This window comes from Caldimonas thermodepolymerans (genome assembly GCF_015476235.1).
Lineage (GTDB): Bacteria > Pseudomonadota > Gammaproteobacteria > Burkholderiales > Burkholderiaceae_C > Caldimonas > Caldimonas thermodepolymerans.
In genome coordinates this window covers 3,592,000-3,606,969 of record NZ_CP064338.1, presented here as the reverse complement: position 1 = coordinate 3,606,969, position 14,970 = coordinate 3,592,000, and the positions used below count along the sequence as shown (strand labels likewise).

The following is a 14,970-nucleotide window of genomic DNA, read 5'->3' as shown; positions in this document are numbered from 1 at the left end:
ACGACCGCAACCCCCCTGTACGGAGATCACCCCACCATGGGCCAACATCGCTTCGATTCTTCCCGCCGCGAGCTGCTGCAATGGGGCGCCGCGGGCCTGGCCGGCGCCGCGCTGCCGGTGGCCGGCCTCGCGCAAGCCACCCGGGAAACGCCGCGCCGCGGCGGCACGCTGACCTACCTGGTGTTCCCCGAGCCGCCGGTGCTGACCACCATCGCGCACTCGGCCGGCGCCTCGGTGCTGGTGTCGGGCAAGGTGGTCGAAGGGCTGCTGACCTACGACTTCCAGCTCAACCCGCAGCCGCAGCTGGCCACCGCCTGGACCATCAGCCCCGACGGCCTGACCTACACCTTCAAGCTGCGCCAGGGCGTGCGCTGGCACGACGGCAAGCCCTTCACCTCGGCCGACGTCGCGCACTCGATCCAGCTGCTCAAGGAGTTCCACCCGCGCGGGCGCGCGACCTTCTCGCGCGTCGCCGAGATCCGCACGCCCGATGCGCACACGGTGGTGCTCAGGCTCAGCCAGCCGGTGCCGTACCTCATCACCGCGCTGGCGGCCTCCGAGTCGCCCATCGTGCCCAGGCACCTGTACGGCGACGGCAAGGCCGACACCAACCCGTACAACAACAAGCCCGTCGGCACGGGCCCGTTCATCTTCAAGGAATGGGTGCGCGGCAGCCACGTCCTCTACGAGCGCAACCCGCACTACTGGGACGGCGACAAGCCCTACATCGACCGGCTGATCGCGCGCTTCATCCCGGATGCCGCCGCGCGCGTGGCCGCGATCGAGAACGGCGAGGTGCTGCTCGCGCCTGCGTCGCCGGTGCCGCTGTCGGAGGTCGAGCGCCTCAAGGCCCGGCCCAACCTGGTGTTCGAGACGCGCGGCTACGAGTACATCAACAACGTCTACCGCATCGAGTTCAACCTCGAGAACCCGGTGCTGCAGGACCTGCGCGTGCGCCAGGCCATCGCCCATGCGGTCGACCGCGCGCACATGCTCAAGGTGGCCTGGTACGGGCAGGGCCAGGTGATCCCGGGGCCGGTGCACCCCTCGCTGTCGCGCTTCTACGAGCCCGACCTGCCGGTGCTGCCGTTCGACCTCAAGGCCGCGGCGCGCCTGCTCGACGAGGCGGGCCTGCCGCTCGGCAAGGCCGGGCCGAACAAGCGCCTGGTGCTGCAGGCCACGCCGATCCCCAACGAGTTCGGCCAGCGCATCGCGGACTACCTCAAGCAGGCGTTGGGGCGCATCGGCATCGAGCTGCGCATCACCTCGCAGGACTTCGCGAGCTACGTGCGGCGCATCTACACGCAGCGCGACTTCGACCTGCACGTCAGCGTGATGAGCAACACCTTCGACCCGACGGTGGGCATCCAGCGCCTGTACTGGTCGAAGAACTTCAAGCGCGGCCTGCCGTTCTCCAACGGCTCGGGCTACCAGAACCCCGAGGTGGACCGCCTGCTCGAAGCCGCCTCGGCCGAGCCCGATCCCGCCAAGCGCCGCGCGCTGATCGTCGAGTTCCAGCGCCACATCGCGCGCGACCTGCCCGACATCACGCTGCTGGCGCAGCAGAACTTCACCGTCGCCGACCGGCGCGTGCGCAACCACACCGTGGGCGCCGACGGCACGGCCGGCAACCTGGCCGACGTCTGGCTCGCCGCGGACGCGTGAGGCGCCCGCCACCGACCCCCGCTCGATCCTTCCGACTGGAGCCTCATCCCATGAACGCACGACTGCCCCAACCCGACAAGGTCTGGTACACGCGCTGCCCCGTGCCGTCGCCGCTCGGCATCGCGGCGCGGCAAGGCTGGCTGGCCGAGGCCTTCGCCCGCCAGGGCATCGCGGTGGAGTCCATCATCGACTCGCCGCTGCGCGAGGTGCGCGAGAGCCACTTCGACCACCACCTCGAATGGTCCTTCCGCCAGGGCGGCAACATCCCGCCGATCTGGGCGCGCTCCGAAGGTCGGCGCACGCGGCTGGTCGCGATCACCTGGACCGACGAGTTCCAGGCGCTGATCACGCTGCCGGGCCGAGGGCTGGAGAGCGCCGGGCAGCTCAGGGGCAAGCGCATCGGCATCCCGCGCCGCGTCAACGACCTGATCGACTTCCACCGCGCCACCGCGCTCAAGGGCGCCGAGTCCGGGCTGTCGCTGGTCGGGCTGGGCACCGGCGACGTGACGCTGGTGGACCTGCCGATCACCGAATCGGTGATCCAGTTCCGCGGCGAGCCCAGCCTGTTCGGCCTGCCGCGCCGCCACCCGTACTTCCGCGAGGTGCAGGCGCTGGTGCAGGGCGAGGCCGACGCGATCTTCGTCAAGGGCGCCGAGGGCATCGTGGTCGCCAACCTGATCGGCGCGCAGCAGCTGGTCGAGTTCGGCCACCACCCCGACGCGAAGATCCGCATCAACAACGGCACGCCGCGCCTGCTGACCGTGGACGCCTCGCTGGCCGAGCGGCGCCCGGACCTGGTCGTGGAGCTGCTGCGCGCGGTCGACCGCGCCGGCCAGTGGGCCAGGACCCATCCCGACGAGGCGCTGCGCTTCGTCGCCAACGAGATCGGCACCAGCGAGGACGCGGTGCGTGCCTCCAACGGCCCGGTGCACGAGCTGCTGGGCATCTCGCTCGAGCCGCAGCAGGTCGAGGCCGTGCGCCACTTCAAGGACTTCCTGCTGCGCTGGGGCATCCTGCAGCACGACTTCTCCGTCGACGACTGGGTGGACGCGCAGCCGCTGCAGCAGCTGCGTGCGCCGCAGGCGCAGGCCGCCTGAGGTCCGCGGGCCGCGGCCTCAGCCGCCGGCGACCCGCACCACCACCTTGCCGACGTGGCGCCCCCGCAGCAGGTCGACGAAGGCTTCGGGGGCGCGTTCCAGCCCGTCGATGCGCGCTTCGCGCAGCCGGACCCGGCCGTCCGCGACCCAGCGGCCCATCTCGCGGCGGAAGGCCTCGTAGCGCTTGCCGTAGTGGTCCAGGATGACGAAGCCTTGCATGCGCACGCGCTTGACCAGCAGCGTCGCGGTCAGCTTCGGCAGCCGGTCCGGCCCGGGCGGCGGGGCGCCGTCGTTGTAGTGCGCGATGAAGCCGCACACCGGCACGCGCGCGCCGGGGTTCAGCAGCGGCAGCACGGCATCGAACACCGCGCCGCCGACGTTCTCGAAGTAGACGTCGATGCCGTCGGGGCAGGCGGCCGCCAGGTGCTGCGGCCACTGCGGGTCGTGGCGGTCGAGGCAGGCGTCGAAGCCCAGCTCCTCGACGGCGATGCGGCACTTGTCCGCACCGCCGGCGATGCCCACCGCGCGGGCCCCGTGCAGCCGCGCGAGCTGGCCGACCACCTGGCCGACCGCCCCGGTGGCCGCGGCCACCACGACCGTCTCGCCGGGGCGCGGCTGGCCGATGTCCTGCAGGCCCACGTAGGCCGTGAAGCCCGGCATGCCCAGCCCGCCCAGGGCGAGCGAGGGCGGCGTCACGTCGCCCAGCGGCAGCAGGTCGCCGCCGTCGGACAGCGCGTAGTCCTGCCAGCCCGCCTGGGCCAGCACCAGGTCGCCTGCGGCGTACCGCGGATGGCGCGAGGCGACGACGCGGCTGACCGTGCCGCCCACCATGGTCCCGCCCAGCGGCACCGGCTCGGCATAGCCCGGGCCGACGGGCTCCATCAGGTTGCGCATGTAGGGGTCGAGCGAGAGCCACAGCGTGCGCAGCAGCACCTGGCCGGGGCCGGGCTCGGGCACCGGGCCGGTCTCGAGGCGGAAGTCCTGCACCGTGGGCAGGCCGTGCGGATGCGCGGCGAGCACGATGCGGCGGTTGAGGTCGGTGGTCATGAAGGTCTCCCTGAGCAGGTGTGCGGTGTTCAGGCCCGCGCCGGCCGCGGGCCGTGGCGCAGCGTCAGCAGCGTGCCGAGCGCAAGGGTGGTGACGGCAAACGCCGGCCCGCCCAGCGCGCCGATGTGGTCAACCAGCACGCCGCCGCCGATCGCGCCGGTGGCGATCGCGACCTGGAAGGCCGCCACCAGCAGGCCGCCGGCGCCTTCGGCCTGGTCCGGCGCGGCGCGCACGATCCAGGTCTGGAAGCCGACCGGGAAGGCCCCGAACGCGAAGCCCCACAGCGACACCGCGACCGCGGTGACGAGCGGCGAATCGCCGGCCAGCAGCAGGCTGGTGGCCAGCACCACGATCAGCGCGCCGCCGGACACGATCGCGCGGCGCTCGCTGCGCTCGGCGATCCAGCCGCCGGCGAAGTTGCCGAAGAAGCCGCCGATGCCGTAGCCGAGCAGGATCGCCGAGATGGTGCCCACGCTCAGTCGCGTGACGTCCTCCATCAGCGGACGCACGTAGGTGAAGCCGGCGAAGTGCCCCGAGATCACCAGCAGCTCCGCGAGCAGCGCGATGCGCACCGCCGGGCGGCGCAGCAGCGCGCCCAGCGCGCGCAGGTCCGGGTGGTCGCGCGGCGGCAGGGGCGGCAGCGTCCGGAGCTGCACGGCCAGCGCCAGCAGGCTCACCGCGCCGGCGGCGACGAAGGCGCTGCGCCAGCCCCACAGGTTGCCCATCCAGGCACCGACCGGCGCGGCGCACACGGTCGCGACCGAGACGCCGGCCAGCACCACCGACATCGCCCGCGCGAACAGCGACGCGGGCACCAGGCGCATCGTCAGCGCCGCGGCCATGGACCAGAAACCGCCCAGCGCGACGCCAAGCAGCACCCGCGCGGCCATCAGCAGCGCGTAGCTGTGCGCCAGCACCGCGAGCAGGTTGGCCAGCGCCAGCAGCGTGGTCAGCCCCAGCACCACGTGGCGGCGGTCCAGCCGGCGCGTCAGCACCGGCAGCGACGGTGCCGCGACCGCGGCCACCAGCGCGGTGGCGGTGATCGCCTGGCCGGCCATGCCGGCCGTCACGCCGAGGTCGCCGGCCATCGCGGTCAGCAGGCTCACCGGCAGGAACTCGGTCGTGACCAGGCCGAACACGCCGAGCGTCAGCGAGGCGACGGCAGGCCAGCGGGCCTGGGCTGCGGAGGTGGGGCGGGCCGCCGGGCAGGCCCGGGCCGCGCCCGCATCGAGGCAGGGGGTAGGCGAGGTGGAAGACATGTCGAGCAAGCGGTTTCGTGTTGTGCGAACCGCGAGCTTAGGGATAGGATCCCGGCGTTTCCATGCCGAGGAATCCGAAATGCTTGACCGTTTCTCCGGCAGTGTCTGCCATCGCCCGCCTGCGCCGCCGCCTGGCGTGCCGGACACGCTCACCGAGATCCTGCTGGGCCTGCGGCTGGACGGGGTGGAGTACGGCCGCTGCGAGCTGCGCCGGCCCTGGGCGGTGGCGTTTCCGGCGCAGCGTGCGGCCGGGTTCCACTTCGTCTCGCACGGCGGCTGCTGGCTGCGCACCGCGACCTCGGACGACTGGATGCGCCTGAACCCCGGCGACGCGGTGCTGCTGCCGCGCGGCAGCTCCCACGTGCTGGCCAGCGACCCGGCGGTGCCGGCGGTGGACATCGCCTCGCTCGCGCGCGTCGCGGTGTCCGAGAACATCTACCTGGTGCGCGGCGACGCGGCCGGCACGTCGGACGACGGGCTGCCCGACGTGATGTTCTGCGGCACGATGAGCTTCAACCTCGACCCGCTGCACCCGCTGGTCGCGATGATGCCGGACGTGATGCGCGCGGCCGACCTGGCGCAGCGTGACCCCACCGTGCCGGCCCTGCTGGAGGCGATGGAGCGCGAGGTCGAGCTCCGCCGCATCGGCGCCTGCGGCATCCTGGCGCGGCTGGCCGACGTGGTGGCCGCCACCATCATCCGCGCCTGGGTCGAATGCGCCTGCAGCGACGCCACCGGCTGGATCGCCGCGGTGCGCTGCCCCCGCGTCGGCAAGGTGCTGGCGGCGATCCACGCCGAGCCCGAGCGCGACTGGCGCGTGCCGGAACTGGCCGCGCTGATGGGGGCCTCGCGCTCGAGCTTTGCCGAGGCCTTCACGCGCACCGTCGGCGAAAGCCCGGCGAAGTACGTCACCAGGATCAAGATGTTCCAGGCGCGCCGCTGGATCGCCGAGGGCATGCGCATTTCGGTGGCCGCGCATCGCCTCGGCTACGACTCGGAAGCCTCGTTCAGCCGCGCCTACAAGCGCGTGATCGGCCACCCGCCGAGCGAAACCCGCGCCGAGCGCGCACGTCCGCGCGGCACGGGCGGGGCGAACCTGCCCGCAGACGCCGTGGCATTGGCCGGTTGACGGACGCGCCGCCCGCCACCCGGGCGACGCCTCAGCGCGCCGCGTCCGCCGCGGCGCCCGCCACCGGCCGGGGTGCCGCGTAGCGCTGCCCCAGCCAGATGCTGGCCACCACGAGCAGGGCGCCCGTGACCTGCCAGGGGGTGAGCGCCTGGCCCAGCGCCACCCAGCCGACCACCACCGCGGTCACCGGGCTGAGCAGGAGCAGCGGCGAGACGATCGAGGGCTCCAGGCGCGTGATCCCGCGCAGCCACAGCAGGTAGGTCAGTGCCATCCCGATCAGGCCCAGCCAGGCCAGCGCCAGCAGGTTGGCAAGCGTCGGCACCGGCATCGGCGGGTCGAACAGCAGCGCCACCGGCACCAGCAGCAGGCCGCCGGCGGTGAGCTGCCAGGCGGTGTAGGCCACCAGCGGGACGGGCGGCCGCCAGCGGCGGCTGAGCACCGTGCCGAAGGCCATCGCGACCGCGCCGACCAGCGCCGCGACGATGCCGACCGGGTCCAGCGCGGCGCCGGGCGTCAGCACCAGCAGCGCCACGCCGGCCACGCCGAGCAGTGCCGCCCCGATCGCCAGCGCGCGGATCGGCGTGCCGAGCAGCGCGTAGGCCAGGAACACCACCAGCAGCGGCTGGACCGCGCCCACCGTGGCGGCCACGCCGCCGGGCAGGCGGTAGGTCGCGATGAACAGGGTGCTCAGGAAGATCGAGAAATTCAGCGCCCCCAGCACGAACACGCGCAGCCACCAGATGCCGGTGGGCAGCTGCCGCGCCAGCAGCAGCATCAGCAGCCCGGCCGGCAGCGCGCGCAGCATCGCCACGGTGATCGGCGCGTAGCCCGGCAGGAACTCGGTGGTGATCGCGTAGGTGGTGCCCCAGACGACCGGTGCGATGGCGGTCAGCAGGACGTTGCGTGTGTTCGACTTCATGGGAACTCCAGCACCCCGGCCAGCGGCCGGCGAGGCTCGCGGCCGGTTTCCGGGCGCGGGGCAGCCGACGGCGACCCGCATCACCGGCACGTCGTCCGGTCCGGGGCCGAATTCCCGCCGCACCCCTTCGGCGTCGAAGCCGGCCATGGGGCCGGACGCCAGTCCCCGCGCGCCAGTCCCCGCGCGTTACCGGGCGGCTGCAATGCGTCCTGCAGGACTGGCGCACGGTCGAGACCACGCTTCATGCGGTCTACCCCTCGCGCCAGCACCTGGCGCCGAAGATCCAGGCGTTCCTGGCATTCCTGACGGAAGCGTTCAACCGGCCAACGGAGGGCGGCGGGGAGCGAGGCGAGGGAGTTTCGGGCGGCCCGAGGTCAGCGCGTGACGGCCGGCCGGGGAAGGTCGATCTGGCGCGCCCGGCTGGAATCGAACCAGCGACCCTTGGCTTCGGAGGCCAATACTCTATCCACTGAGCTACGGGCGCAAAGACCGCTATGGTAACGCGTTCTCGGCCGGTTGCTCCGTGAAGCCCGCGTAACCGGTGCGCTGCGGCACCCGGCCGCCGGGCCGCACGCGCACGGCGCAGTACTTGAACTCGGGGATCTTGCCGTACGGGTCCAGTGCCGGGTTGGTCAGCTTGTTGATCGCGGCCTCGTAGTAGCAGAAGGGCACGAACACCGCGCCGGGCGGCGAGCTGTCGTCGGCGCGGGCGTACAGCGACACCTCGCCGCGGCGCGACTGCAGCGTGATGATGCCGCCGGGGGCCACGCCCAGGCGCTCCAGGTCCAGCGGATGCACCAGGGCCACCGGGTCGGGCTCCAGCGCGTCGAGCACGCCGGTGCGGCGCGTCATGCTGCCGGTGTGCCAGTGCTCGAGCTGGCGGCCGGTGATCAGCACCATCGGGTACTCGTCGTCCGGGCGCTCGTCGGCCGGGATCACGTCCACCGGCACGAAGCGCCCGCGCCCGGTAGGCGTCGGGAAGCGGTCGGTGAACACCACCGGCTGGCCCGGCGCGCCTTCCTCGGGGCAGGGGTAGGTGACGGCATGCTCGCGCTCCAGCCGTTCCCAGGTGATGCCGGCGATGCTGGGCATGCAGCGGCGCATCTCCTCGAACACCTCGCGCGGGTGCGCGTGGTCCCAGTCCAGCCCCAGGCGCCGCGCCATCTGCTGGATGATCCACAGGTCCTGGCGTGCGTCGCCGGGCGGGGTCAGCGCCTGGCGGCCCAGCTGCACCGTGCGGTCGGTGTTGGTGAAGGTGCCGGTCTTCTCCGGGAAGGCGCTGGCGGGCAGCACCACGTCGGCGAGGTAGGCGGTCTCGGTCAGGAAGATGTCCTGCACGACCAGGTGCTCCAGCGCGGCCAGCGCCTCGCGCGCATGGTTGGCGTCGGGGTCGGACATCGCCGGGTTCTCGCCCATGATGTACATGCCGCGCACCTGGCCGGCCAGCGCGGCGTCCATCACCTCGACCACCGTCAGGCCGGGGCGGGCATCGAGCTTGGTGCCCCACAGCTGCTCGAAGCGCTCGCGCACGTCGGGCGCGTCGACGCGCTGGTAGTCGGGGTACATCATCGGGATCAGCCCGGCGTCCGAGGCGCCCTGCACGTTGTTCTGGCCGCGCAGCGGGTGCAGGCCGGTGCCGGGGCGGCCGACCTGGCCGGTCATCAGCGCCAGCGCGATCAGGCAGCGCACGTTGTCGGTGCCGTGCACGTGCTGGCTCACGCCCATGCCCCACAGGATCATGGAGGCGCGCGAGGTGGCGTAGGCGCGCGCGACCTCGCGGATGGTCTCGGCCGGGATGCCGCACACCGGCGCCATCGCCTCGGGGGCGTAGCCCTCGACGTTGCGCCGCAGCGCCTCGTAGTCCAGCGTGCGCTCGGCGATGAAGTCCGCGTCGACCAGGCCCTCGTGCACGATGACGTGCATCATCGCGTTGAGCAGCGCGACGTCGGTGTCGGGCTTGAACTGCAGGTAGCGCCACGCGTGGCGCGCCAGGTCCGGGCGGCGCGGGTCGCACACCACCAGCTTGGTGCCGCGGCGCACCGCGTTCTTGATCCAGGTGGCCGCCACCGGGTGGTTCACCGTCGGGTTGGCGCCGATCACGATGACCAGCTCGGCCTGCAGCACGTCCATCACCGGGTTGGACACCGCGCCCGAGCCGATGCCTTCGAGCAGTGCCGCGACCGACGAGGCATGGCACAGCCGCGTGCAGTGGTCCACGTTGTTGCTGCCGAAGCCGGTGCGCACCAGCTTCTGGAACAGGTAGGCCTCCTCGTTGCTGCCCTTGGCCGAGCCGAAGCCGGCCAGCGCGCGCGGGCCGTGCGCGTCGCGGATCTCGCGCAGGCGCGAGGCGGCAAGGTCGAGCGCTTCTTCCCAGGTCGCGACGCGGAACACCTCCTGCCAGCGCGACGGGTCCATCGTGAAGTCGCCGCGCTTGGGCGGCGCGTCGGCGCGGCGGACGAGCGGCTGCGTCAGCCGCTGCGGGTGGTGCGCGTAGTCGAAGCCGTAGCGTCCCTTGACGCACAGCCGGCCGTGGTTGGCCGGGCCGTCGCGGCCTTCGACGCGCAGGATGCGGTTGTCCTTGACGTGGTAGGTCAGCTGGCAACCCACGCCGCAGTACGGGCACACCGAGGGCACCTGCCGCTCGGCTTCCTGCAGTGCCGTGCCGTTGGCCGGCGCCAGCGCGCCGGTCGGGCAGGCCTGCACGCATTCGCCGCAGGCCACGCAGGTCGAGGCGGCGAGCGCGTCGTCCATGTCGAACACGATCTTCGCGTGCGCGCCGCGGTGCGCCAGGCCGATCACGTCGTTGACCTGCTCGTGGCGGCAGGCGCGCAGGCAGCGGGTGCACTGGATGCAGGCGTCCAGGTTGACCGCGATGGCCGGGTGCGTGGTGTCGGGGGCGGGCTGCTCGCGCGGCGCGAAGCGCGGCCGGTCCACGCCCAGTCGCCGCGCCCAGTGCGCCAGCTCGTCGTCGCGGGTGCGCGGCTGCGCCGGCATGTCGGACAGCAGCAGCTCCAGCACCATCTTCTGCGCGGCGCGGGCGCGCTCGCTTCGCGCACGCACCTGCATGCCGGGCGCGGGCGCGCGGCAGCAGGAAGGGGCGAGCACGCGCTCGCTCTCGATCTCGACCACGCAGGCGCGGCAGTTGCCGGCCGGCGCGAGGCCGTCCTTGTGGCACAGGTGCGGGATCTCGACGCCGTGGCGCCGGGCGGCCTGCAGGATGCTCTCGCCCGGCAGGGCGTCCACGTCCCGGCCGTCGAGCGTGAAGGTGAAGGTCGGCGCGCTCATGCGGCGGGCTCCAGTTCGTGGGCGAAGTACTTCAGCACGCAGTCGATCGGGTTGGGCGCGGCCTGGCCCAGCCCGCAGATCGAGGCATCGCGCATCACCTGCGACAGCTGCGTGAGCAGCGCGACGTCCCAGCGCTCCTGCTCGATCAGCCGGCGTGCCTTGGCGGTGCCGACGCGGCAGGGCGTGCACTGGCCGCAGGACTCGTCCTCGAAGAAGCGCATCAGGTTGCGCGCTGCATCGACCGCGCGGTCGTGCTGCGACAGCACGATGATCGCGGCCGAGCCGATGAAGCAGCCGTGCGGCTGCAGCGTGTCGAAGTCCAGCGGCAGGTCGGCCAGGCGCGCGGGCAGGATGCCGCCCGACGCGCCGCCCGGCAGGTAGGCGTACAGCTCGTGCCCCTCGGCCATGCCGCCGCAGTGTTCGTCGATCAGCTCGCGCAGCGTGATGCCGGCCGGCGCCAGGTGCACGCCGGGGCGCCGCACGCGGCCCGAGACCGAGAACGAGCGCAGGCCACGGCGTCCGTGGCGGCCGTGCGAGGCGAACCACTGCGGGCCGCGCTCGAGGATCTCGCGCACCCAGTAGAGGGTCTCGAAGTTGTGCTCCAGCGTGGGCCGCCCGAACAGGCCCGCCTGCGCGACGTACGGCGGGCGCAGGCGCGGCATGCCGCGCTTGCCCTCGATCGATTCGATCATCGCCGACTCCTCGCCGCAGATGTAGGCGCCGGCGCCGCGGCGCAGCTCGATGCGCGGCAGCGGCACGGGCGGGTCGGCCTGCAGGCGCGCCAGCTCGGCCTGCAGCAGCCCGCGGCAGCCGTGGTACTCGTCGCGCAGGTAGATGTAGACCGCCTCGACGCCCACCGCCCAGGCGGCGACCAGCATGCCCTCGAGGAAGCGGTGCGGGTCGCGTTCCAGGTAATGCCGATCCTTGAAGGTGCCGGGCTCGCCCTCGTCGATGTTGACCGCCATCAGGCGCGGGGCGGGCTCGGCGCGCACGATGCGCCACTTGCGCCCGGCCGGAAAGCCCGCGCCACCCAGTCCGCGCAGGCCGGCGTCGTCCATCGCCTGCAGCACCGCCTCGACGTCGCGCCGGCCCTGCACGCAGTCCTGCAGCAGGCGGTAGCCGCCCGCGGCGCGGTAGGCGTCGTAGCCGATCGCAGGCGGCAGCTCGTCGCGGATGCGGCCGGCAGCCACCTCGTCCGCGACGGACTCGGGCGTGGCCTGCGGCACCGGCCGCTGGTGCACCACCGCGACCGGCGCCTCGGCACAGCGGCCCACGCAGGGCGCGGCGACGACGCGCACGTCGGCGTCCAGCAGCGCGGGCAGGCGCTGCAGCAGCCCGCGCGCGCCAGCCAGCTCGCACGACAGCCCGGCGCACACGCGCACGGTCAGGCGCGGCGGCGCGTCGAAGCTGCCGTCGGCGTTCTCGCGCACCACGTCGAAGTGGTGATAGAAGCTCGCGACCTCGTAGACCTCGGCCTGCGAGAGCCTCAGCAGCTGCGCGAGCGCGGCGAGGTGGGCGGTGGTGAGCTGGCGGAAGCGGTCCTGCAGCGCGTGCAGGTGCTCGATCAGCAGGTCGCGTCGCAGCGGCAGCTCGGCAAGCGTCTCGCGCACGTCCTGCAGGGCCCGGGGGTCCACCTGGCGGCCCTTGGGGGCGCGGCGGCGGCGTTCACGGTCGGGGGCCTGCGCCGGGCGCAGGGGGATCACGGTCGAATTCATCGTGGTGGTGTGCGGCATGCGGCGTCCGGCCCGCGGCCGGCGCGCTGCCCACAATATGCACCAGCGCCCGCGAAAGTCCATGCGCATCTTCGCGGCCGCCGGGATGCGGCGCGGGCCGGTGCTGCCGTGCGAAAGGCGCGCCTGGCGTGGCGGGGAAGCGCCGACGCGGTCCGGGTGTGGAAACCGGCACCGGATCGCAAGGGCGGGCCCTTATAATCCCAAAGTTTTGCGCCGCGGACGCCCGCCCCACTTCCAAACACACGCTCCCGCAGTCAAGGATCCGAGCCCCATGAGCGAGAACCAACACACGCACGACGAACATGACGCGCCGCACGAAGGCCCGATCAGGACGCCCAAGCAGCTGATCGCCACGGTGGTGTTCGCGTTTCTGGTGCCGATCATCGGCATCATCCTGCTGGTCACCTATGTCGCGTCCGACAAGCGCTCCGGCGCCGGCAGCGACGGCCTGAGCGAGGAGGCGGTGCTGCGTCGCATCCAGCCGGTCGGCACGGTCGAGCTGCGCGACATGTCCAACCCCGCCACGCTGCGCACCGGCGAACAGGTCTTCACCGCGCAATGCGCGGCCTGCCACGCCACCGGTGCCGCGGGCGCGCCCAAGCTGGGCGACAACGCGGCCTGGGCGCCGCGCCTGGCCCAGGGCTATGACGCCCTGCTGAACTCGGCGCTGAAGGGCAAGGGCGCGATGGGCCCGCAAGGCGGCGGCGACTTCACCGACTTCGAGATCGGCCGCGCCGTGGTCTACATGGCCAACCAGTCGGGCGGCAAGCTGGCCGAGCCCCAGGCCCCGGCGGCCCAGTCTGCCGAGGCGGCCCAGACCGAGCCGTCCGCTGCCGACACCGCGGCGGCCGAGCAGGCGGCTGCGGCCGTGGCCGCAGCCAACCAGGCCGCCGCGGCGCCGGCCGCCGAGCCGTCCGCCGGTGGTGGCGCTGCTGCCGGCCAGGCACTGTACAACCAGGCCTGCCAGGTCTGCCACGCCGCCGGCGTGGCCGGTGCGCCGAAGTTCGGCGACAAGGCCCAGTGGGAGTCGCGCCTGGCCCAGGGCCTGGACGCGCTGGTGGCCAGCGCGCTCAACGGCAAGGGCGCGATGCCGCCCAAGGGGGGCGCGATGACCGCCTCCGAAGCCGACATCCGCGCGGCGGTCAGCTACATGGTCGACGCGGTCAAGTAAGCACCGCAGGCGCGCTGCACGAGACGAGGCCGGGCATTGCCCGGCCTTTTTCGTTTTCCGGGGTGCCGGATCAGGCCTGCTGCTGCCGTGCGCGCTGCGGGCTCAGCACGTAGCCGTGGCGCGCGGGCAGCTCCTCGAAGCGCACCTCGGTCACCGGCCACCGGCCGCTTTCCACCGTCTGCGCGGCGGCTTCCATGTCCAGCGTGTGCACCACGCCGAGGCCCAGGTCGGTGTCGAGGAACAGCCGGCCGTGCTCGTCCAGCCAGGCCGAGCGGAACTGCGCCGGCGCGCCGGTGTGCGCGGTGATGCGCACGCTGCCGTCCGGGGTGGCGTCGAGCCGCCACACCCAGGGCGCGGCTTCCAGCTCGACGTAGACGCGCTGCGGCCCGTTCTGGAAGAACCACGCGCCGTGCTCGTCGGCGGCGTAGTTGCGGTGGATGAATTCCTTGAGCTTGTCGTGCGTGATGCGGCTGCCCTTGACCTGCGGGAAGGGGCCGGCGGCCTGGACGCGGTCGTCGCGCATGTACCAGTCGCCGCGCGCATCGAGCGCCAGCCAGCCGTGGCAGGCCGGCACGTTGGGCCATTTCTTCAGGGCTGCCTTGACGATCTCGTCCATGCGGGGCTTCCTCGTGGGTCTCGCGCCTTCGGGCGCCTCGAGAGACATCCTCGCTCAAAGTTGCGCCTGGAGCCAGTCCAACACCTTTTCCGGCAGTGTCAACACGTGGCCCGGCCAGCCGCCGCCCGGAAAGCCCACGTGCCCGCCGTGCCGCGGCTGCCACAGCGTCACGCAGGGGCCGACCTCGCGCGGGCGCGGCAGGCTGGCCGCCGGCACGAACGGGTCGTTCAGCGCATTGAGCACCAGCGCGGGCACGCGCACCAGCGCCAGGTGCGGCTTGGACGAGGCGCGGCGCCAGTAGTCGTCGGTGTCGCGGAAGCCGTGCAGCGGCGCGGTGAAGACGTTGTCGAACTCGTACAGCGTGCGCGCGCGCATCAGCCGCTGCGCGTCGAACAGCCCGGGATGCTGGGCCAGCTTGCGCAGCGCCTTGGGCTTCATCGTGCGCAGGAACATGCGCGCGTAGACCTGCTTGTTGAAGCCGCGGTCGATCGCCGCGCCGCCGGCAGCCAGGTCCAGCGGCGAGCACACCGCGCACACCGCGCGCACGACGCGGGCCGCGCTGTCGCCGGCTTCCTCGGCCCAGCGCAGCAGCGCATTGCCGCCGAGCGACACGCCCACGGCCAGCATGGGCCCGCGGTGCGCGGCGCGCAGCCGCCCGAGCATCCAGCCGACCTCTTCGTAGTCGCCCGAGTGGTAGGCGCGCGGTGCGAGGTTCAGCTCGCCCGAGCAGCCGCGGAAATGCGGCACCGCGTAGTGCCAGCCGCGCTGCTGCGCGAAATGCGCGAAGGCCTCGGCGTAGTGGCTGCGCGAGGAGCCTTCCAGGCCGTGGAACAGCACCAGCAGCGGCGCGTGCGCGGGCGGCACCGCGCCGGCCGGGTGCACCAGCCGGTCCACGTCGACGAAATCGCCGTCGGGCGTGGTCCAGCGCTCGCGCGCGTAGTCGGGGCGGGTGCCTGCGAAGCGGCGCGCGAACAGCGCCGGCCAGATCGTCTGCATGTGGCCCCCGATGAGCCAGCGTGGCGACCGGTAGGCGTGCATGGGCGTCGTGG

General features: G+C 73.0%; 11 protein-coding genes and 1 tRNA gene. 4 read left to right on the top strand and 8 right to left on the bottom strand.

Going from position 1 to position 14,970, the window contains the following annotated elements; genetic code table 11:
* Nucleotides 1–36: 36 nt before the first annotated feature.
* Complete coding sequence (locus IS481_RS17060) at nt 37–1,665, top strand: ABC transporter substrate-binding protein (protein ID WP_104356362.1); 1,629 nt, start codon at nt 37–39, stop codon at nt 1,663–1,665.
* Nucleotides 1,666–1,715: 50 nt separating this feature from the next.
* Complete coding sequence (locus IS481_RS17055) at nt 1,716–2,762, top strand: ABC transporter substrate-binding protein (protein WP_104356361.1); 1,047 nt, start codon at nt 1,716–1,718, stop codon at nt 2,760–2,762.
* A gap of 18 nt (nt 2,763–2,780) precedes the next feature.
* Here IS481_RS17055 and IS481_RS17050 read toward each other — a convergent pair whose 3' ends face one another.
* A complete protein-coding gene (locus tag IS481_RS17050) occupies nt 2,781–3,809 on the bottom strand; it encodes an NADP-dependent oxidoreductase (RefSeq protein ID WP_104356360.1) in 1,029 nt (342 codons plus the stop codon).
* 29 nt (nt 3,810–3,838) lie between these two features.
* Nucleotides 3,839–5,068, bottom strand: coding sequence for an MFS transporter (locus tag IS481_RS17045; protein ID WP_104356431.1), 1,230 nt, complete (start codon nt 5,066–5,068; stop codon nt 3,839–3,841).
* Nucleotides 5,069–5,147: 79 nt separating this feature from the next.
* Here IS481_RS17045 and IS481_RS17040 point away from each other — a divergent pair, with 79 nt between their 5' ends.
* On the top strand, nt 5,148–6,197 hold the full coding sequence (locus IS481_RS17040) for an AraC family transcriptional regulator (protein WP_104356359.1): 1,050 nt from the start codon (nt 5,148–5,150) through the stop codon (nt 6,195–6,197).
* A 31-nt stretch (nt 6,198–6,228) separates the two neighbouring features.
* Here IS481_RS17040 and IS481_RS17035 read toward each other — a convergent pair whose 3' ends face one another.
* From IS481_RS17035 to IS481_RS17020, 4 genes are all read right to left on the bottom strand, one after another.
* Nucleotides 6,229–7,116, bottom strand: coding sequence for a DMT family transporter (locus IS481_RS17035; protein ID WP_104356358.1), 888 nt, complete (start codon nt 7,114–7,116; stop codon nt 6,229–6,231).
* A gap of 408 nt (nt 7,117–7,524) precedes the next feature.
* A tRNA-Arg gene (locus IS481_RS17030) sits at nt 7,525–7,600 on the bottom strand.
* A gap of 8 nt (nt 7,601–7,608) precedes the next feature.
* A complete protein-coding gene (fdhF, locus tag IS481_RS17025; RefSeq protein WP_104356357.1) occupies nt 7,609–10,401 on the bottom strand; it encodes a formate dehydrogenase subunit alpha in 2,793 nt (930 codons plus the stop codon).
* Nucleotides 10,398–12,116 carry an NADH-ubiquinone oxidoreductase-F iron-sulfur binding region domain-containing protein gene (locus IS481_RS17020; RefSeq protein WP_104356430.1) on the bottom strand — a complete coding sequence of 573 codons (1,719 nt, stop codon included), beginning with the start codon at nt 12,114–12,116 and terminating at the stop codon, nt 10,398–10,400. The genes fdhF and IS481_RS17020 overlap by 4 nt, the downstream gene beginning before the upstream one ends.
* 289 nt (nt 12,117–12,405) lie before the next feature.
* Between IS481_RS17020 and IS481_RS17015 the strand changes: the two genes are divergently transcribed.
* Nucleotides 12,406–13,305, top strand: a complete 900-nt coding sequence (locus IS481_RS17015) for a c-type cytochrome (protein WP_104356356.1) — start codon at nt 12,406–12,408, stop codon at nt 13,303–13,305.
* 70 nt (nt 13,306–13,375) lie between these two features.
* Here IS481_RS17015 and IS481_RS17010 read toward each other — a convergent pair whose 3' ends face one another.
* Nucleotides 13,376–13,921, bottom strand: coding sequence for a DUF2946 family protein (locus IS481_RS17010; RefSeq protein ID WP_104356355.1), 546 nt, complete (start codon nt 13,919–13,921; stop codon nt 13,376–13,378).
* Nucleotides 13,922–13,975: 54 nt separating this feature from the next.
* Nucleotides 13,976–14,959, bottom strand: coding sequence for a YheT family hydrolase (locus IS481_RS17005; RefSeq protein WP_104356354.1), 984 nt, complete (start codon nt 14,957–14,959; stop codon nt 13,976–13,978).
* Between the last annotated feature and the right edge of the window lie 11 nt (nt 14,960–14,970).

What these genes read in the sequence shown, in the direction of transcription:
- IS481_RS17050 (WP_104356360.1), bottom strand. Translation starts at nt 3,809, where the DNA reads ATGACCACCGACCTCAACCGCCGCATCGTGCTCGCCGCGCATCCGCAC.
- IS481_RS17020 (WP_104356430.1), bottom strand. Translation starts at nt 12,116, where the DNA reads ATGAATTCGACCGTGATCCCCCTGCGCCCGGCGCAGGCCCCCGACCGT.
- IS481_RS17035 (WP_104356358.1), bottom strand. Translation starts at nt 7,116, where the DNA reads ATGAAGTCGAACACACGCAACGTCCTGCTGACCGCCATCGCACCGGTC.
- fdhF (WP_104356357.1), bottom strand. Translation starts at nt 10,401, where the DNA reads ATGAGCGCGCCGACCTTCACCTTCACGCTCGACGGCCGGGACGTGGAC.
- IS481_RS17010 (WP_104356355.1), bottom strand. Translation starts at nt 13,921, where the DNA reads ATGGACGAGATCGTCAAGGCAGCCCTGAAGAAATGGCCCAACGTGCCG.
- IS481_RS17040 (WP_104356359.1), top strand. Translation starts at nt 5,148, where the DNA reads ATGCTTGACCGTTTCTCCGGCAGTGTCTGCCATCGCCCGCCTGCGCCG.
- IS481_RS17015 (WP_104356356.1), top strand. Translation starts at nt 12,406, where the DNA reads ATGAGCGAGAACCAACACACGCACGACGAACATGACGCGCCGCACGAA.
- IS481_RS17060 (WP_104356362.1), top strand. Translation starts at nt 37, where the DNA reads ATGGGCCAACATCGCTTCGATTCTTCCCGCCGCGAGCTGCTGCAATGG.
- IS481_RS17005 (WP_104356354.1), bottom strand. Translation starts at nt 14,959, where the DNA reads ATGCACGCCTACCGGTCGCCACGCTGGCTCATCGGGGGCCACATGCAG.
- IS481_RS17045 (WP_104356431.1), bottom strand. Translation starts at nt 5,068, where the DNA reads ATGTCTTCCACCTCGCCTACCCCCTGCCTCGATGCGGGCGCGGCCCGG.
- IS481_RS17055 (WP_104356361.1), top strand. Translation starts at nt 1,716, where the DNA reads ATGAACGCACGACTGCCCCAACCCGACAAGGTCTGGTACACGCGCTGC.